This is a genomic window from Sinomonas susongensis (assembly GCF_005877005.1).
Taxonomy (GTDB): domain Bacteria; phylum Actinomycetota; class Actinomycetes; order Actinomycetales; family Micrococcaceae; genus Sinomonas; species Sinomonas susongensis.
Genome location: NZ_SSNH01000005.1, coordinates 217886 through 235510 on the forward strand (window position 1 = coordinate 217886; position 17625 = coordinate 235510).

Annotated in this window: 20 protein-coding genes; 16 read left to right on the top strand and 4 right to left on the bottom strand. The window is 68.6% G+C overall.

Annotation, left to right across the window (positions count from 1 at the left end):
* Positions 1-3 precede the first annotated feature (3 nt).
* Together E6A21_RS08955 and E6A21_RS08960 are read left to right on the top strand one after the other, a co-directional pair.
* Positions 4-501, top strand: coding sequence for a CinA family protein (locus E6A21_RS08955; protein WP_138443784.1), 498 nt, complete (start codon positions 4-6; stop codon positions 499-501).
* A gap of 129 nt (positions 502-630) precedes the next feature.
* Complete coding sequence (locus E6A21_RS08960) at positions 631-1056, top strand: helix-turn-helix domain-containing protein (protein ID WP_138443785.1); 426 nt, start codon at positions 631-633, stop codon at positions 1054-1056.
* Between the two features lie 2 nt (positions 1057-1058).
* On the opposite strand, the gene E6A21_RS08965 is transcribed toward E6A21_RS08960, so the two are convergent.
* A complete protein-coding gene (locus tag E6A21_RS08965) occupies positions 1059-1610 on the bottom strand; it encodes a MarR family winged helix-turn-helix transcriptional regulator (RefSeq protein WP_138443786.1) in 552 nt (183 codons plus the stop codon).
* Between the two features lie 54 nt (positions 1611-1664).
* Here E6A21_RS08965 and E6A21_RS08970 point away from each other — a divergent pair, with 54 nt between their 5' ends.
* The 7 genes from E6A21_RS08970 (at position 1665) to dapF (ending at position 8477) form a co-directional block, all read left to right on the top strand.
* Positions 1665-1886 carry a DUF3046 domain-containing protein gene (locus E6A21_RS08970; protein ID WP_138443787.1) on the top strand — a complete coding sequence of 74 codons (222 nt, stop codon included), beginning with the start codon at positions 1665-1667 and terminating at the stop codon, positions 1884-1886.
* 205 nt (positions 1887-2091) lie between these two features.
* Positions 2092-3138, top strand: a complete 1047-nt coding sequence (gene recA, locus E6A21_RS08975) for a recombinase RecA (protein WP_138443788.1) — start codon at positions 2092-2094, stop codon at positions 3136-3138.
* A gap of 90 nt (positions 3139-3228) precedes the next feature.
* Positions 3229-3684: a regulatory protein RecX gene (locus tag E6A21_RS08980; protein ID WP_425471537.1), complete on the top strand. Its 456-nt coding sequence runs from the start codon at positions 3229-3231 to the stop codon at positions 3682-3684.
* Positions 3685-3739: 55 nt separating this feature from the next.
* Positions 3740-5014 (top strand): aggregation-promoting factor C-terminal-like domain-containing protein, encoded by a 1275-nt coding sequence (locus tag E6A21_RS08985; RefSeq protein ID WP_138443790.1) that lies wholly within the window; start codon positions 3740-3742, stop codon positions 5012-5014.
* Between the two features lie 37 nt (positions 5015-5051).
* Positions 5052-6569 (top strand): tRNA (N6-isopentenyl adenosine(37)-C2)-methylthiotransferase MiaB, encoded by a 1518-nt coding sequence (gene miaB, locus E6A21_RS08990; RefSeq protein WP_138443791.1) that lies wholly within the window; start codon positions 5052-5054, stop codon positions 6567-6569.
* A 2-nt stretch (positions 6570-6571) separates the two neighbouring features.
* Positions 6572-7522 (top strand): tRNA (adenosine(37)-N6)-dimethylallyltransferase MiaA, encoded by a 951-nt coding sequence (gene miaA, locus E6A21_RS08995; RefSeq protein ID WP_138443792.1) that lies wholly within the window; start codon positions 6572-6574, stop codon positions 7520-7522.
* A 4-nt stretch (positions 7523-7526) separates the two neighbouring features.
* Positions 7527-8477 carry a diaminopimelate epimerase gene (dapF, locus tag E6A21_RS09000; RefSeq protein ID WP_138443793.1) on the top strand — a complete coding sequence of 317 codons (951 nt, stop codon included), beginning with the start codon at positions 7527-7529 and terminating at the stop codon, positions 8475-8477.
* A 50-nt stretch (positions 8478-8527) separates the two neighbouring features.
* Here the strand turns inward: dapF and E6A21_RS09005 are convergent, their stop codons facing one another.
* Positions 8528-8866, bottom strand: coding sequence for a VOC family protein (locus E6A21_RS09005; protein ID WP_138443794.1), 339 nt, complete (start codon positions 8864-8866; stop codon positions 8528-8530).
* 36 nt (positions 8867-8902) lie between these two features.
* Positions 8903-9529, bottom strand: a complete 627-nt coding sequence (locus E6A21_RS09010; protein WP_138443857.1) for a class I SAM-dependent methyltransferase — start codon at positions 9527-9529, stop codon at positions 8903-8905.
* 186 nt (positions 9530-9715) lie between these two features.
* Between E6A21_RS09010 and hflX the strand changes: the two genes are divergently transcribed.
* Positions 9716-11317 (top strand): GTPase HflX, encoded by a 1602-nt coding sequence (hflX, locus tag E6A21_RS09015; RefSeq protein ID WP_138443795.1) that lies wholly within the window; start codon positions 9716-9718, stop codon positions 11315-11317.
* Positions 11310-13343, top strand: coding sequence for an ATP-dependent DNA helicase (locus tag E6A21_RS09020; RefSeq protein ID WP_138443796.1), 2034 nt, complete (start codon positions 11310-11312; stop codon positions 13341-13343). Before hflX ends, E6A21_RS09020 begins: the two co-directional genes overlap by 8 nt.
* 57 nt (positions 13344-13400) lie before the next feature.
* On the opposite strand, the gene lexA is transcribed toward E6A21_RS09020, so the two are convergent.
* Positions 13401-14108 carry a transcriptional repressor LexA gene (lexA, locus tag E6A21_RS09025; protein ID WP_138443797.1) on the bottom strand — a complete coding sequence of 236 codons (708 nt, stop codon included), beginning with the start codon at positions 14106-14108 and terminating at the stop codon, positions 13401-13403.
* 194 nt (positions 14109-14302) lie between these two features.
* Between lexA and E6A21_RS09030 the strand changes: the two genes are divergently transcribed.
* The 5 genes from E6A21_RS09030 (at position 14303) to E6A21_RS17860 (ending at position 17607) form a co-directional block, all read left to right on the top strand.
* The gene (locus E6A21_RS09030; RefSeq protein WP_246036304.1) at positions 14303-14659 is read left to right on the top strand and encodes a LysM peptidoglycan-binding domain-containing protein; all 357 of its coding nucleotides are present in this window, start codon (positions 14303-14305) and stop codon (positions 14657-14659) included.
* Positions 14660-14733: 74 nt separating this feature from the next.
* On the top strand, positions 14734-15879 hold the full coding sequence (locus tag E6A21_RS09035) for a histidinol-phosphate transaminase (RefSeq protein WP_138443798.1): 1146 nt from the start codon (positions 14734-14736) through the stop codon (positions 15877-15879).
* Positions 15880-15977: 98 nt separating this feature from the next.
* Entirely contained in the window at positions 15978-16610 is a 633-nt protein-coding gene (gene hisB / locus E6A21_RS09040) for an imidazoleglycerol-phosphate dehydratase HisB (protein ID WP_138443799.1), read from the top strand.
* 47 nt (positions 16611-16657) lie between these two features.
* Entirely contained in the window at positions 16658-17452 is a 795-nt protein-coding gene (gene hisH / locus E6A21_RS09045; protein ID WP_138443859.1) for an imidazole glycerol phosphate synthase subunit HisH, read from the top strand.
* The gene (locus E6A21_RS17860) at positions 17452-17607 is read left to right on the top strand and encodes a hypothetical protein (protein ID WP_171041335.1); all 156 of its coding nucleotides are present in this window, start codon (positions 17452-17454) and stop codon (positions 17605-17607) included. The genes hisH and E6A21_RS17860 overlap by 1 nt, the downstream gene beginning before the upstream one ends.
* Positions 17608-17625 lie beyond the last annotated feature (18 nt).

Consider the following 17625-nt stretch of genomic DNA (forward strand, 5'->3'; position numbering starts at 1 on the left):
ACCATGACAGTGGGAGCACAGGACGTCGTCTCGGCCTTCATCGCCCAGGGAGCCACCGCGGCCACCGCGGAGTCGTTGACCGCAGGCCTTGTCGCGGCGACGCTGGCCGATGTCCCCGGCGCTTCGGGGATGCTGCGCGGCGGAGTCGTGAGCTATGCGAGCGAGGTCAAGGCGGGCCTCCTCGGCGTCTCGCGCGAGCTCCTCGCCGAAGCCGGATCCGTGGACGCCGAGGTCGCTCGGCAGATGGCGCGTGGGGCACGTGCTGCATGCAGGGCCGACTACGGCGTGTCGACGACGGGCGTCGCCGGACCCGATCCGCTGGACGGCAAGCCCGTGGGGACCGTGTTCGTCGCAGTGGCGGGTCCTGAGCGCACCGAGGTCCGCGAATGCCACTTCTCCGGCTCGCGCGAGGACATCCGGGGCGCTGCACGGGATGCCGCCCTTGAGATGCTCCTCTCGGCGCTCAGCTGGGAGCGGGCTGCGACTTTGGGTAGGCCCTGAGGTCATGGGGGAACAAACCACCACGTCAGAGAGTTGATCCTAGTGTCGCCGAGGATAGGCGGCACTAGGATGGATCACACGGAAGCCCGGGAAACCGGGCCCCGCCCAACAAGGAGCGCACTGATACACATGGTCAAGCAGCCCGTAACCGTCAATGGCGTAGTCCGCTGGCGTGATGTGGGCTTGGCTGAAATCGCCCCTGAAGAGAAGAAGGAGCGCAAGATGGTAGTTCTGCGTCATGAGATTGGAGACGTCCTTCGCGACGTCCGCCAGCGTCAGGGCCGTACGCTCCGTGAAGTCTCCCACAACGCCCGGGTTTCACTTGGATACCTGAGCGAGGTGGAGCGGGGCCAGAAGGAAGCATCTTCCGAGCTTCTCTCGTCGATTTGCTCGGCATTGGACGTTCCGCTGTCGGCCATGCTCCGCGAGGTGAGCGACCGCGTCGCCGTCGCCGAGGGAGTCTCCGTGCCGGACACGGTTCCCCAGGAGTTCTCCCAGCGCTACGGACGCGACCTCACCGAAGAGCTCGGCATCGAACTCAGCGGATCACACTAGTCTCAGTCAGCTGAAAGGCTGTCTTCAGGAGGGGCCGGACTCGAGTCCGGCCCCTCCTGCGTGTGCCTGAGTGCCTGCGACCTTCGCCGTCCCGCGATCGCGAGGGCCTCGTTGAGGCGCGAGAAGTAGCCGGCGAGGCTCGAAAGATCGGACAGGTCCCATGAGCCGAGTGCCTCGCGGAAGAATGAGAGTCGGCGACGCCGCAGCTCGCCGACTTCGGCGGCTCCGGCTGCGCTGAGGGTCACCCTCTGCGCACGGCGGTCGTCGGGATCGTCTTCCTTGACCACGAGCCCGAGCTGTTCGAGCAGCGCAACCTGCCGGCTCACCGAGGGCTTGCCGATGCCGATGAGGGCCGCGAGTTCGGTGACCCGGAGCGGACCCTCCCTCAGGAGGATCATGAGCAGGCCGTAGGCGCCCGGTTCGATCTCGGGGTGCAGGGAGCGTGAGATCGTGTGCGAGACGGCGCGGGCGCGGCGCCAGAAGAGGCTCAACTGCTGTTCGATCGACTCGAACGCCTCGTCGAACTCTTCCGGTTCCTGGCTCGGGGTGGGCATGAGCCCATCATAGGTGGGCGGGTGAACCGGGATCAGGGATGGGAGAATAGGGCGATGCGGCACAGCGACTTCTGGCGGCTCATGGAGGACGAGTTCGGCGCGGGCTATGCGCGGGTCCTCGCGTCCACGCTCGTGCTGACGTCGATGGGAGGACGCACAGCTGCCGAGGCCCTCAAGGCCGGTCAGAACCCCCGGACCGTGTGGCTCGCCGTGTGCGACATGCAGGACGTCCCAGCCGAAAGGCGTCTGGGCAAGGACCGGCCGCTCAAGGACTGAACCGGCAACCTGAAGCGGGAACGGCTGCGCAACACGCCGCGGCGCCTATTCGAAGGTGTGTTCGGTCCGGCGTATCCTCGATGTCGAGGAGATTCACGGTTTCCCGCCGGGTTATCCACATAGGCCAGTGCGAGTCGCTGGACTGTCGGTGGCCCTCGGTAGCGTAGCGAGTGGATTGAACGACAACCCCGACCGGAGGTGGACCATGGCGGCAGCGCCAGATCGTGAAAAGGCCCTTGAGGCGGCTCTCGCGCAAATCGACAAGCAGTTCGGCAAGGGCTCGATCATGCGGCTCGGCGACGACACGCGCGCCCCCATCGAGGTCATTCCGACGGGCTCGATCGCGCTCGACGTCGCCCTCGGCATCGGCGGTCTCCCGCGCGGCCGTGTCGTGGAGATCTACGGCCCTGAGTCCTCGGGCAAGACGACGGTCGCCCTGCACGCGGTGGCCAATGCCCAGCGCAACGGCGGCATCGCGGCCTTCATTGACGCAGAGCACGCGCTCGACCCCGAATATGCCGCGAAGCTCGGCGTCGACACCGACGCGCTCCTCGTCTCTCAGCCGGACACGGGTGAGCAGGCCCTCGAGATCATGGACATGCTGGTCGGTTCAGGCTCGATCGACATCGTCGTGATCGACTCCGTTGCTGCCCTGGTGCCCAGGGCGGAAATCGAGGGCGAGATGGGCGACAGCCATGTCGGCCTCCAGGCCCGGCTCATGAGCCAGGCCCTCCGCAAGGTCACGGGTCGCCTCAACCAGACGAAGACGACGGCGATCTTCATCAACCAGCTGCGTGAGAAGATCGGCGTCTTCTTCGGGTCCCCCGAAACGACGACAGGCGGTAAGGCGCTCAAGTTCTACGCCTCGGTCCGCATCGACGTGCGTCGCGTCCAGACCCTCAAGGAGGGTGCCGATTCGGTCGGCAACCGGACGAAGGCGAAGATCGTCAAGAACAAGATGGCTCCGCCCTTCAAGCAGGCAGAGTTCGACATCATCTACGGCCAGGGGATCTCGCGTGAGGGCGGGATCATCGACATGGGCGTCGAGCACGGCATTATCAAGAAGTCGGGCTCGTGGTTCACGTACGACGGTGACCAGCTCGGCCAGGGCATGGAGAATTCGCGCCGGTTCCTTCGGGACAACCCGGAACTTGCCGACGAGCTCGAACGCCTCATCAAGGAGAAGCTCGGGGTGGGCGTCAGCAAGCCAGCCGAGGAGCAGCCGCGGCTCAAGGCTGTCGACGGCGAGTAGCCGTTGACTGCAACCGAAGCGGGTAGGTTCGCGACCGGGGAGGCCGAGCCCGAAGACCAGGAGGCCGACCCAGAGTCGGTTGCCCGGGCGATTCTCCTCCGGCAACTCACGCTTGGTCCTAGGAGCAGGCACCAACTCGCCGTGAAGCTCCGAGAGCGTCACGTTCCGGAGGAGGTGGCCGAGGCGGTGCTCGGGCGATTCGAGGAGGTCGGCCTCGTCAACGACGCTGCCTTCGCCGAGATGTGGGTGCGGAGCCGATTCGCGGCGAAAAGCCTGTCGAAGTCGGCTCTTCGCCGGGAGCTCGCCTCGAAGGGCATAGAGGGCGTGGTTGCGGAGGAGGCGCTTTCCGAGCTCAGCGACGACGCCGAGATGGAGGCTGCGCGGGAACTCGTGGCACGTCGGATCCGACCTTTCGCCCGGGAGGATCCTGCCGCCCGGGACCGGGAACTGCGTCGGCTCGTGGGGATGCTGGCCCGGAAGGGTCACCCCCCGGGGAGGGCGTTCCGGGCTGCGGCAGAGGTCATCGACGCTGAGAATACGCAGTGAATTGGGCGTGGTGCGTGGACTGAAGCGTTGCAGTGCCCGAATACTCTGAGGCAGTATGCGACGTCAATCAGCGATCCGACTGCGCCAGTCAGCCCTGGCGGCCACAGCCAGCGTGTTCCTCGCGCTGAGCTTGGCCGCGCCGTCCGCCATCGCCGACGACGGTCCGCCGACGGGATTTCCCACCTGGGACGACGTGCAGGCCGCCAAGGCAAACGTAGCCTCCGCCCAGGCCGAGGTGGACAAGATCAACGGACTCCTTGCGTCAGTGCAGGCCACGGCGGCAGACGCATCCGCGAAAGCAGTAGCGGCCGGTGCCGCCTACGCCAAGGCGGACTTGGCGGTGAAGAATCAGCAGAAGGTCGTGGACGCGCTCCAACAGGTCACGCAGCAGCGGATCCAGCAGCGTGACGCGAGCAAGCAGGAGGCCGGGCGCATCGCGGCCGCTGCGTATACGGGTGGATCGCCCTCTGGTGCGCTCGACGCCTTCTCGGTGATCGGGCAGCCCAACGGGCTCGACCGGCTGGGCACGTTGCAGATCCTCGGCGACCAGGCGGCGAAGGCTGTGGCCGACTATCAGAGCGCGGCGAACAACGCCGCTCAGGCGCAGGCGCAGTCGAGCGCGGCAGAGGACGCGCTCGCAAAGCTCTCGGACGCGGCGCAGCAGGCCCTCGTTGCGGCTCAGGCGGCGCAGAAGCACGCCCAGGGCGTCGTGTCGCAGACGCAGCAGCAGCAGAGCACGATGACGGCGCAGCTCGCCGATCTCAAGGGCACCTCGACCTCGGTCGAGCAGAAGTACGAAGAAGGCCAGCAGGCACTCGCGGCCTACGAGGCCGCTCAGGAGGCCAAGCGGAAGGCCGCGGAGGAGGCAGCCGCCCAGCAGGCCGCACTGCTCCAGCAGCAACAGCAGGCCGCCGCAGCCGCCGCAGCGCAGGCCCAAGCGGCGGCGCAGGCGCAGGTCCCGGTCCAGGTTCAGGTCCAGTCGACGCCGACTGTTGTGAGCCCCGGTGTGGGAGCCGTGAAGGATGACCCCGCCGGAGCCCAGGCCTATGCGTCGTCGATGATCGGGGGCTACGGCTGGGACGGCTCGCAGTTCCAGTGCCTCCTGCAGCTGTGGACGCGGGAATCGAGCTGGATGACCGACGCGACGAACCCTTCGAGCGGGGCCTACGGAGTCGCACAGGCGCTGCCGGCGTCCAAATACGACTCCGCGGGAGCCGACTGGCTCACGAACTACCGCACTCAGATCAACTGGGGTCTCGGGTACATCCAGGACCGCTACGGCAGCCCGTGCAATGCGTGGGCGCACGAGGTCTCGATCGGCTGGTACTGATCGTCGACTGGGTGCCGGCGACCGGTACCCTTGACGGGTGAGTTCCACGATCGACGAGAGCAGCCCGCGCAGCTACGAGGTGCGCACCTTCGGCTGCCAGATGAACGTCCACGACTCTGAGCGCATGTCGGGCCTTCTCGAAGCTGCGGGGTACGTCCGCGCCCAGGAAGGGACCGAGCCGGACGTCGTCGTCTTCAACACCTGTGCTGTGCGCGAGAACGCAGACAACCGTCTCTACGGCAATCTCGGACAGCTCCGGCCCGTGAAGGACCGGCACCCGGGAATGCAGATCGCCGTCGGCGGCTGCCTCGCCCAGAAGGACCGCGACACGATCCTCGAGAAGGCCCCGTGGGTCGACGCCGTGTTCGGAACCCACAACGTAGGCTCCCTGCCGGCCCTGCTCGAGCGGTCACGGCACAACCACGAGGCCCAGCTCGAGATCCTCGAGTCGCTCGAAGTCTTCCCCTCGACCCTTCCGACGAAGCGCGACTCCGTCTACAGCGGCTGGGTGTCCATCTCGGTCGGGTGCAACAACACGTGTACGTTCTGCATCGTTCCGAGCCTGCGGGGCAAGGAGCGAGATCGGCGCCCGGGCGAGATCCTCGCCGAGATCCAGGCGCTCGTGGACGACGGCGCGATCGAGGTGACGCTGCTGGGGCAGAACGTGAACTCGTACGGCGTCGAGTTCGGCGACCGGCTCGCGTTCGGCAAGCTCCTCCGGGCATGCGGGGAGATCCGTGGGCTCGAGCGCGTCCGCTTCACGAGTCCGCACCCGGCGGCGTTCACCGACGACGTGATCGACGCGATGGCCGAGACGCCGAACGTCATGCCGCAGCTGCACATGCCGCTCCAGTCCGGCTCGGACCGCCTGCTCCGCGCGATGCGCCGCTCCTACCGTTCGTCGAAGTTCCTCGGGATCCTCGACCGGGTGCGCGAACGCATTCCGCACGCGGCGATCACGACCGACATCATCGTCGGCTTCCCGGGCGAGACCGAGGAGGACTTCCAGGCGACCCTAGATGTCGTCGAGCGGTCCCGCTTCTCGAGCGCCTTCACTTTCCAGTACTCCAAGCGGCCTGGCACGCCCGCAGCCGAGATGGGGGAGCAGCTGCCCAAGGCAATCGTGCAGGAGCGCTACGAGAGGCTCGTCGCCCTGCAGGAGCGCATCTCCGAGGAGGAGAACGCCCATCAGGTGGGTCGTGAGGTGGAGCTTCTCGTGACCGCGCAGAGCGGCCGCAAGGCCGGCGAGACCCACCGCCTCTCCGGGCGCGCGAAGGACCACCGCCTCGTCCATTTCAGTGTTCCGGCCGGTGCAGAGGAGCCGCGCCCCGGCGATCTCGTGACCCTGACCGTCACCGAGGCAGCGCCGCACCACCTCATCGCCGACCCGGTGGCCGAGCAGTATTCTGTGCGCCGCTCTCGCGCGGGCGACGCGTGGGACCGCGCCCAAGCCGAGTCCTGCGCTGTTCCCGTCGCAGGGGCACAGCAGACGACGGCGGGAGCACGGGCTTCCGTAAGCCTCGGGATGCCCTCCCTTCCCGTCCGCGTGGGCTAGCTGTGCCCCGGCAGGGTGGGCTCCGCGAGGCGCCCGGGCCGGTGATCGCCGTCGTCGGCCCCACCGGGACCGGCAAGTCGGACCTCGCCGTCGAGCTGGCACTCGCCCTGGACGGCGAGGTCGTGAACACTGACTCGATGCAGTTCTACCGGGGCATGGACATCGGGACCGCCAAGCTCACCGTCGAGGAGCGGCGAGGAGTTCCGCACCACCTGCTCGACATCCTCGACGTCCGCGACGAGGCAAGCGTCTCGGCCTTCCAGTCCGCCGCGCGGGCAGCGATCGAAGACATCCATTCGAGGGGGCGCTGGGCCATCCTTGCCGGCGGTTCGGGTCTCTACGTCCGTGCCGCGACCGATGTCCTCGAATTCCCGGGCACCGACCCAGCGGTCCGGGCCCGGCTCGAGGCTGAGGCGGAGCGCGATGGGCTCGGACCTCTCGCCAGACGGCTCTCGGACATCGATCCAGAGTCAGCCGCCCGGCTCAAGGATGCCCGGCGGATCATCAGGGCTCTCGAGGTCCACGAGGTGACCGGTCGGCCGTTCAGCGCCTACATGCCGCGACGGCAGTATGTGCAGCCGACCCTTCAGATTGGCCTCGACATGGACCGCTCCGTGCTGCATGGCCGCCTTGCAGAGCGCGTCGACCGCATGGTGGGGGCGGGACTCCTCGAGGAGGTGCGGAGGCTCGAGGCCGAGGGGCTCCGCGAGGGGCGCACTGCTTCCCGTGCGCTCGGGTACGCCCAGTTCCTGACCGTGCTCGACGGCGACGCGGCGGTCGAGGAGGCGGCCGAGGCGACGATCGTCGCAACCCGTCAGTTCGCCCGACGGCAGGTGACCTGGTTCCGCGCCGACCCTCGGGTCCGCTGGCTCGACGCCCTCCGGCCTGATCTCCTGCACGCCGCGCTGGCGATCCTCGGCGGGCAGGTTCCCGAAGCGCCGTCGGTATCCTAGAGGCATGACCGCCGCCCCTGATTCCCTGACCTTCGCCGCGCGCCCGCTCGCCGAGCTTGCCGGGCTCCCGTTCGCGAAGGGCCACGGCACGGGAAACGACTTCGTCCTCATCGCCGATCCGGAGGGCCTGCGCGACGTCACCGCCGCACAGGCCGCCGCGCTCTGCGACCGCCATCTGGGCATCGGCGGGGACGGCCTCATCAGGGCTGTCCGGTCCGAGCACCTTCCGGAGGGCCGGGTGATCCTCGCCGAAGATCCCGAGGCCGTGTGGTTCATGGACTATCGGAACGCGGACGGCTCGGTCTCGGAGATGTGCGGCAACGGGGTGCGCGTCTTCGTGGCTTTCCTCCTGGACCAGGGACTCGTCGAACTCGAGCCCGGTGGTGTCCTGCCCGTGGGCACGCGCGCCGGCGTCAAGCGCGTTGAGCGGCGCGACGGCGGCTTCGCGGTCGACATGGGGCCCTGGGAGTTCATCCATGCGGCCCAGGCCGAAGCCGAGGCAGGGGACGCGCTCGTCACCGCGGACGGCCTGGACGTGTCCCGCCCGGGACTCAGCGTGAGCATGGGCAACCCGCACACGGTCGTCGCCCTGGCGGAGGACGCGGAGCTCGACCGGCTCCGGCTCTTCGCCGCGCCGAAGGTCGAGCCGGTCCCTCCGCACGGAACGAACGTCGAGTTCGTCGTCCCCGCGGAGCCGCTTGTCCGGGAGGGCATCGGAAGCATCGCGATGCGAGTCCACGAGCGTGGGGTGGGGGAGACGCAGTCCTGTGGGACCGGGGCGTGCGCTGCTGCCATCGCGATCCGGCACTGGGCGGGCGCCGGCGCGCCGAACCGGTGGGACGTCCACGTGCCGGGCGGGACCGTGCAGGTTGCCTTCGTGACCGCCGCCGAGGGCGCCGAGCATGTCGAGCTCAGCGGCCCCGCGGTGATCGTGGCGCACGGCACCCTCGGCTAGCCGCCTCGGTCTCGAGTTCAATCCGGGCTTGGAGTCAGGCCGAACTGGATTCACGCCTGGGCGAGGCCTATGAAGTTCCCGTCGCCGTCCTTCAGGACGGCGACGACGAGGCCGCCGCCCACGTCCTTCGGCTCGTCGAGGACTTGGGCGCCGGCGGCCGTGAGTGACTGGATCTCGGCACTGATGTCCGCGGTCTTCCAGTACGCGATGGGCCCGGTATGGCCGTGCCGGTGCCCGTGCGGGTCGAGGCCGATCTGAAGGCCCTCGGCCATGTAGCCGACGTAGTACGGGGACTCGGTGAACGGTTCGCCGAGCAGGGCAGTGTAGACGGACTTCGCTGCTTCAAGATCGGTGACGGGGATCGCGATGTTGTTGAGCTCCTTGGCCATTGCCGTCCTGCCCTTCTCGTTGCCTGCCTGGGTCTCCTACTTCTCCGGCCCCTCAATTCTTCGCGCGACGCGCAGGATCCGGAAGCCCTTCGACGTGGCTTCCCGGCCGACGTCGTAGGCCTCCCCGAGCGCCTGTGCGAGCCACTGCTGGAGCGAGTCGGCTCCGAGATTCTTCTGGACGACGAGCCATGCCTCCCCGCCCTCCTCGAGGCGGGGGAGCCATTGCAGGAGGAGCTCGTGGAGGGCCTCCTTGCCGACCCGGATGGGCGGGTTGGACCAGATGGTGGAGAAACGCACGTCCGCGGGGACATCCTGGGGGAGGCTCGCTCGGACGTTGGCGAGCCCGAGCCGGCGGGCGTTCGCCCGGGTGATCGAGAGGCTCCTCTCGTTGACGTCGACGGCGTGCACGGTCGCCCCGGGGGAGCGCAGTCCCATCGTGAGGGCAATCGGGCCCCAGCCGCAGCCGATGTCGAGGAGGTTGCCCTCCGGTGAGGGATCCGGGACTTCGGCGAGCAGCACGGCTGTGCCTTTGTCCAGGCCGTCCGGGCTGAAGATGCCGCCGGACGTTTCGAGGGACCGCTCGGCTCCTTCGAGGACGACGGCGAGGGGTCGCCGGACATCGGGCACGGCCGGCTGGGCGTTGAAATAGTGGGCGGGTTCCATCATCAAGTAGAATAGATCCATGCGCCTGTTCAAGTAGCCACCTCTCCCCGCTGGCCCACGCCCCGCCGTCGACCTCTGTCCGGTCGGGGCCAACAGGACAAACCCTTTGGAGACGCTTTGACGCGTGACCTCTCTTCTGTCACCCCTGAGACCTATTCTGGAAAGGAATCCCCTACGAAGGAGAACATGACCAACAACAACGCAGCGCCCGAGCCGCAGCCGCAGGACCTGAGTGCGCAGGACATCCAGGCAGTGATCGACCGGATCCTCGCCAAGGAGGAGGCTGCAACCGCCAAGGGCGCCGCCCACCGAGCGGAGGACGACGGCGACGGCGCCCCGTCCGCTCGGCGCGGGGGCCTCACGAGCGGCAAGGCGCTCGCGCTGTCGGAACTGGACGACGAGCACGGCGAGTACGACGGCGAACAGCGAGACCTCGAAGAGCGCCGGGCCCTTCGCAGGACCGCGGGACTCTCGACGGAGCTCGAGGACGTCACCGAGGTCGAGTACCGGCAGCTGCGCCTCGAGCGCGTCGTGCTCGCAGGACTCTGGAGCGAAGGAACGCTCGAAAACGCCGAGAACTCGCTCCAGGAGCTTGCAGCACTCGCTGAGACCGCGGGATCCGAAGTGCTCGACGGCATCGTCCAGCGCCGGCTCAAGCCCGACGCAGGGACGTTCCTCGGCTCAGGCAAGGCCCAGGAGCTCAAGGACATCGTCTACGCGACGGGTGCCGACACCGTGATCGTCGACTCGGAACTGTCGCCGTCGCAGCGACGCGGACTCGAGGACATCGTCAAGGTCAAGGTCATCGACCGCACCGCGCTCATCCTCGACATCTTCGCGCAGCACGCCAAGAGCCGCGAGGGCAAGGCACAGGTCGAGCTCGCGCAGCTCGAGTACCTCCTCCCGCGCCTCCGCGGCTGGGGCGAGTCGATGTCCCGACAGGCCGGTGGCCGCGTGGGTGCCGCCGGCGGCGGCATCGGCTCGCGTGGTCCTGGCGAGACGAAGATCGAGCTCGACCGGCGCCGCATCCGCACGCGCATGTCGAAGCTGCGGCGGGAGATCGCGGGGATGAAGCCCGCGCGCGAGACGAAGCGCGCGAACCGCAAGCGCAACGAGGTCCCCTCGGTCGCGATCGCCGGGTACACGAACGCAGGCAAGTCCTCCCTGCTCAATCGGCTCACCGATGCCGGGGTGCTCGTGGAGAACGCGCTGTTCGCGACGCTCGATCCGACGGTCCGTCGGGCGGAGACGCCGGACGGCCTGCCCTACACGCTCTCCGACACCGTCGGCTTCGTGCGGTCGCTTCCGACGCAGCTCGTCGAGGCGTTCCGCTCGACGCTCGAGGAGGTCGCGGACGCGGACCTGATCCTCCACGTCGTCGACGCCTCGCATCCCGACCCGGAGGGCCAGATCGCCGCCGTGCGGGCGGTCTTCTCGGAGGTCGACGCGCGCAAGGTCCCGGAGATCATCGTCCTCAACAAGGCCGACGCCGCGGATCCCTTCGTCCTCGAGCGCCTTCGCCAGCGCGAGCCGCGCAACGTCGTCGTCTCGGCGAGGACGGGACTGGGAATCGAGGCGCTCAAGCAGGCCATCAGCGCCGCGATCCCGCGGCCGGATGTCCTGCTCACGCTGCTGATCCCCTACAACCGGGGCGATCTCCTCAGCAAGCTCCACGAGAGCAGCTCGGAGATCCGCTCGCTCGAGCACACCGCGGACGGCACCGTCGCCCGCGTCGTGGTGCGCGAGGAGTTCGCGGCAGAGCTGGAGCCGTTCGTCGTCCATGACTGATGTGAGGGTGAGCGGGGCTGAGGAGACCGCCGTGCGCCTGCTCGACGTGGCCGTTGCCGCGATGGGCGGCCAGCAGCGTGACGGCCAGCACGAGATGGCGCGGCAGGTGGCCCGCTCGATCGAGGAGGGCAGGCACCTTCTCGTCCAGGCGGGGACGGGAACCGGAAAGTCGCTGGCCTACCTGGTCCCGCTCATCGCCCACGCACAGCAAAGCGACCGCCCGGCCGTCGTCGCAACGGCCACGCTAGCCCTCCAGGCCCAGATCGTGGGCCGGGATCTCCCTCGACTGCTCTCGGCGGTCACTCCGGAGCTCGAACGCCCCGTCGAGGTCGCCCTCATCAAGGGGCGTTCGAACTACCTGTGCAAGCACAAGCTCTCGGGAGGCTTCCCTTCCGACGAGGGCGGCGAGGGGACGCTCTTCGCCCTCGGCGAGGACACCGGCGTCGCCCATCCTGGGGCCTCCGGCCCCTCCTCCCAGCTCGGCCGCGAGGTCAAACGACTTCGGGAGTGGGCGGAGGAGACCGAGACGGGGGACCGCGACGACCTCGTCCCTGGGGTCACCGACCGAGCGTGGCGCCAGGTCTCGGTCACCGCACTCGAGTGCCTCGGCGCCCAGCGGTGCCCTCTGGCGGCGGAATGCTTCAGCGAACTCGCACGCCAGCGGGGCTCGGAGGCAGACATCGTCGTGACAAACCACGCGATGCTTGCGATCAACGCGTTCGCCGGGCTCAACGTCCTGCCGGAGCACGACGTCGTCGTCGTCGACGAGGCACACGAGCTCCAGGACCGTGTGACCGGGGCGGTGAGCGGGCAGCTGTCCGCAGCGATGGCGACAGCCGCAGCGTCGAGCCTGCGACGGCACTGCGGACTAGCGGTCGAGGCGCTGCAGTCCGCCGCTGCTCAGCTTGAGCTCGCGCTGGCGAACGTACCGACCGGGCTCCTGGCCCGGGGACTCACCGAGGAGCTCGGCCAGGCCCTGGTGCTGCTGCGCGACGCGAGCCGCGCGGCGCTCTCAGACTCCAAGCCCGCGGACGGGCAGAGCGCCGACGGCGGGCGGCAGGTCGCACGGTCGAGGACGAGCGCCGTGCTCGAATGCTGCGAGCGCATGCTCGACGCCGAGGCCCAGGGCGAGGTCGTGTGGGTTTCGCGAACGGGGACCTTCGATCCCGCGTCCGGCTACTCCGCGCCCGGCGACGACGCGCCCGCGACCCTATGCATTGCCCCGCTCAACGTGGGAGGAAAGCTTCGGGACGGGCTCTTCGCCGACCACACCGTGGTGCTGACGTCCGCCACCCTGGCGGTCGGAGCGGCGTTCGAACCCGCGGCGGGAGGTCTCGGGCTGCTCGGCAACGGAGCTCCGAGCTGGACCGGGGTCGACGTCGGCTCTCCCTTCGACTATCCGCGCCAGGGCATCCTATACGTCGCGCGTCACCTGCCGAAGCCGGGCCGGGGAGTGTCCGTCGAGGCGATCGACGAGCTCGAGGCCCTCATCCGTGCGTCCTCCGGTGGGGCGCTGTGCCTCTTCTCGTCGCGGCGGGCTGCCGAGGACGCCGCCGACGAGCTCCGCGGGCGGCTTGACGTTCCGATCCTCTGCCAGGGCGAGTCCTCGATGAGCGCCCTCGTGCGCCAGTTCGCGGACGAGCCGAACACGTGCCTCTTCGGGACGATGTCCCTGTGGCAGGGAGTCGATGTGCCCGGGCGCTCGTGCCGCCTCGTCGTGATCGACCGCATCCCGTTCCCGCGCCCCGACGACCCTCTTGCAACGGCGCGCTCTCGCGCCGTCGCCCAGGCGGGTGGGAACGGCTTCATGAGCGTTTCGGCCTCGCACGCCGCGGTGCGCCTTGCCCAGGGCGCGGGGCGGCTCATCCGCTCCACTGAGGACCGCGGCGTCGTCGCCGTCCTGGACTCCCGGCTCGCCACCGAGCGCTACGGGGCCTTCCTCCGCGCGGCGCTTCCTCCCCTGTGGGGAACGACCGACCGTGGGGCAGTCCTCAGTGCGCTCGAGCGCCTCGCCGCGGCGGGGTAGGGCTGACCGGGGGTAGCTCAGACCGACCGGGGGCAGGTCAGACCGACCGGAGGTAGCTCAGACCGAGCGGAGCACCGAGACGACGCGGCCCATGATGGTGGCGTGGTCGCCGAGGATGGGCTCGTAGCGGGTGTTCTGGGGGAGCAGCCACGTGTGGCCGTCACGCTGCCGGAACGTCTTGACCGTCGCCTCGTCGTCGAGGAGGGCGGCAACGATGTCTCCGTTGTCCGCGTTGTTCTGGCGCCGCACGACGACCCAGTCGCCGTCGCAGATCGCGGCGTCGACCATCGAATCTCCCCGGACGCGGAGCATGAAGAGCTCGCCGTAGCCCACGAGCTGCCGGGGGAGCGGCATGACGTCCTCGACGACCTGGTCGGCGAGGATCGGGCCGCCCGCGGCGATGCGTCCGACGAGCGGGACCATCGCCGTGTCCGCCGCGCTCGCCATATCGTCCAGGGGAATGCCGCCGATGCCGAGGACAGGGGCCGTGCGCTCGGCATCCATGGTGAGCGGACCCTCGTCGAGGCTCAGCGGCATGAGGACCTCCATCGCCCGCGGGCGCTTCGGGTCGCGGCGCAGGTATCCGAGCTTCTCTAGCTGGGCGAGCTGATGCGTCACACTCGACAGGCTCGCGAGGCCCACTGTGTCGCCGATCTCGCGCATCGACGGAGGGTAGCCCTTCGTCTGGACTGAGCGCTGGATCGTCTCGAGGATCTTCCGCTGGCGGACCGTGAGTCCCTTGGCGGCTCTGGCCACTCCTGCCATGCGTGCCCTCTTTCCAAGTCTGGTGGTTCTTATTTTGTCGGTGCCCGTCTGGATGCTGGTTCCACCGTAGGGGACACAGCGGCACCTTTCAAACATGTGTTCTAGCGAGTCTGGACATCATTCGTCGAGAAGTGCTAAAAGTGTTCTGGATGGTTCGAAGACATGTTCGAAAACATTCCTGAGGAGGAAGAACCGTGGCACACGCATTCGCAGTCCCGTTCGGAACGGCACCGGCCCAGCGCACCCGCCTGCGGCTGACGCGCCGCGGCCGGCTCGTGCTCATCGCGCTCCCGGCATTCCTCGCCTCGGTGCTCCTGCTCGCGGTCCTGAGCGGACTCATCGCGCCGGCGCACGCTGGCGATTCGCCGGCTTCGGTGACGCACACGACGCAGGTCACGCTCCAGGAGGGGCAGTCGCTCTGGACGGTCGCCTCGCAGTACGCTCCCGACCGTGACCCGCGCGTCGTCATCGGAGAGATCGTCGAGCTCAACAACCTCGACTCCACAAAGGTCCTTCCGGGGCAGCAGATCCAGGTGCCGACCGCCGGTTGAACCCGCCGTTTCGCGGAGCGGCCGGTTCAGGTCACGAATACGGGCCGCCAGCAGTGCGGGCGTAGGCTGGACCGGTGAACGAGCAGACTGTCCAGCCCACCTCCGCCGAGGAGCGCCTCGCGCGGCTCCCCTTGCGTGAGGACCTGCGCGGTCAGCATCCCTACGGGGCGCCGCAGCTGGATGTTCCCATCATGCTGAACGTCAACGAGAACACCTACGGTGTGCCGCAGGATGTGCAGGATGCCATCGCTCGCGCGATCCGCGATGCCGTCTCTAGCCTCAACCGCTATCCGGACCGTGAGTTCACCGAACTGCGCGAGGCGCTGGCCGAGTACTTGGGGCATGGCCTGAGTCCGGACCAGCTGTGGGCAGCGAACGGGTCGAACGAGGTGCTCCAGCAGCTCCTCCAGGCTTTCGGCGGCCCCGGTCGCTCGGCGCTCGGCTTCCCCCCGACGTATTCGATGTACCCGCTGTTGGCCGCAGGCACGGGGACCGCCTACCTCAAGGGCGTCCGCGACGACGACTACGCGCTCACCGCCGAATCCGCCGCGCGCCAGGTCCGCGAGCTCGCACCCAACGTGGTCTTCCTCTGCTCTCCGAACAATCCGACGGGGACGGCGCTGGGCTTGGACGTCGTCGAAGCGGTGTACGAGGCCGGCGAGGCAAGCCAGGCCATCGTGATCGTCGACGAGGCGTATGCGGAGTTCGCCAAGCTCGGGACGCAAAGCGCCCTCACGCTCCTCCCCGGCCGCCCACGGCTCGTCGTCAGCCGGACCATGAGCAAGGCGTTCGCCCTTGCGGGCGCGCGTCTGGGGTATCTGGCCGCGGCGCCCGAGGTGACGGATGCGCTCCGCCTCGTCCGGCTCCCGTATCACCTTTCCGCAGTGACCCAGGCGACGGCGCTGGCCGCCCTGCGCCATCGTGCGTCCCTCATGGCCGAAGTCGAGGCCATTAGGCACCAGCGCGACCGCATCGTGAAGGAACTCAAGCGGCTCGGCCTGAGTCCTGCCTCCTCCGACTCGAATTTCGTGTTCTTCACGGGACTCGCCGATCAGCAGCGGATCTGGCGCGGCCTGCTCGAGGCCGGGGTGCTGGTCCGCGACGTCGGGATTCCGGGCAGCCTTCGCGTGACCGCCGGGACCGAGTCCGAGACCTCCGCGTTCCTCTCGCGGCTCGAGGAGCTCCTCGAGGAGGAGCGAGCCGAGGTCCACGCGAACTGAGCGCCGGGCATGCCAGCTGTCTGGCTCCTGCGCGCCCAATGTCCCGCCCGTAGAATGAATTGGTCCCCCGCATTAGCTTCAGTGAAGGACGTTCACCCATGACCACCGAGCTGCAGTCCGCGCTTCGTACTTCGCGAACCGCCAGGATGGAGCGCATCACGTCAGAGTCGTCCGTGTTCGTCGAGATCAACCTCGACGGCACTGGGCGATCTGACATCTCGAGCAGCGTCCCGTTCTACGACCACATGCTCACGGCGCTGTCGAAGCACTCCCTCATCGACCTCACGGTCAAGGCAACGGGGGACACCCACATCGATGTCCACCACACGGTCGAGGACATCGCGATCGCGTTCGGCGAGGCGCTCAAGGAGGCACTGGGTTCGAAGGCCGGCATCCGTCGGTTCGGCGAGGCGACGATTCCGCTCGACGAAGCTCTCGCGAACGCCGTCGTCGACGTTTCCGGGCGCCCCTACCTCGTGCACTCCGGAGAGCCTGCGGGGCAGGAGTACCACCTCATCGGAGGCCACTTCACGGGTTCCCTCACCCGCCACGTCTTCGAGGCGATCACGCTGCACGCGGGCATCTGCCTGCACATGACCGTGCTGGCCGGCCGGGACCCCCACCACATCGTGGAGGCGCAGTTCAAGGCGTTCGCGCGGGCCCTCCGCGCCGCCGTCGAACGCGATCCGCGCATCGGGGAGGCGATTCCGTCGACGAAGGGTGCCCTGTGAACGAGGTAGGCCCGGCGGGCGGGGAAGCGAACTCCACCCCCAACGGCATTGCCGTCGATGCCCGCAACGAGGGCGGTCCCGCCCCGGACCCCGAGGGCCGGCCGACCGTCGTCGTCCTCGACTACGGTTCGGGAAACGTGCGCTCCGCCGTGCGGGCGCTCGAGCGCGCGGGTGCCGCCGTGACGCTGAGCTCCAAGCCGCAGGACGCCCTCAATGCCGACGGGCTCGTCGTGCCGGGGGTCGGCGCCTTCGCGACCGTCATGGACGAGCTCAAGTCCGTGGACGGCCTGCGGATCATCGGCCGACGCGTCGCCGGCGGCCGTCCTGTCCTCGCGATCTGCGTGGGCCTGCAGGTCATGTTCGAGCGAGGGGTCGAGCACGGCGTCGAGTCCGAAGGACTGGGGGAGTGGCCCGGAACGGTGGAGCTGCTGCCCGCGCCCGTCGTCCCGCACATGGGGTGGAACACGGTGAGCGTCCCCGAAGGGTCGACGCTCTTCGACGGAGTGGAGAACGAGCGCTTCTACTTCGTGCACTCCTACGGGGTGCAGGAATGGGAGTTCGACGCGAGCCACCCCGGCATGGCCGCGCCCCTCGTGACCTGGTCGGAGCACGGCGCGCCGTTCATCGCTGCCGTCGAGAATGGCCCCCTGTGCGCGACGCAGTTCCACCCCGAGAAGTCGGGCGACGCCGGCGCGCGGCTCCTGCGGAACTGGGTTGCCTCGCTCAAGCCGAAGAAGTCGCCGTCGACGGATACGGCATCGACGAATACACCGTCGACGGATACGGCATCGACGAATACACCGTCGACAAATACACCGTCGAGCAGTGGCGGGGCCGTCTGATGTGGTCCGTCCTGCTGTTCGGCCTCGCCGGAATCCTCATCGGCGGAGTCGTGTCCTTCCGCCGTCAGGGCATGGCGAACTGGATCTGGATCTCGTTCGGCGTCCTCGCCGCAGCGTCCCTGGTTGCTGCGTACCTGTTCACCCAATCGGCCTGACCGCCGCCCCACCATCCC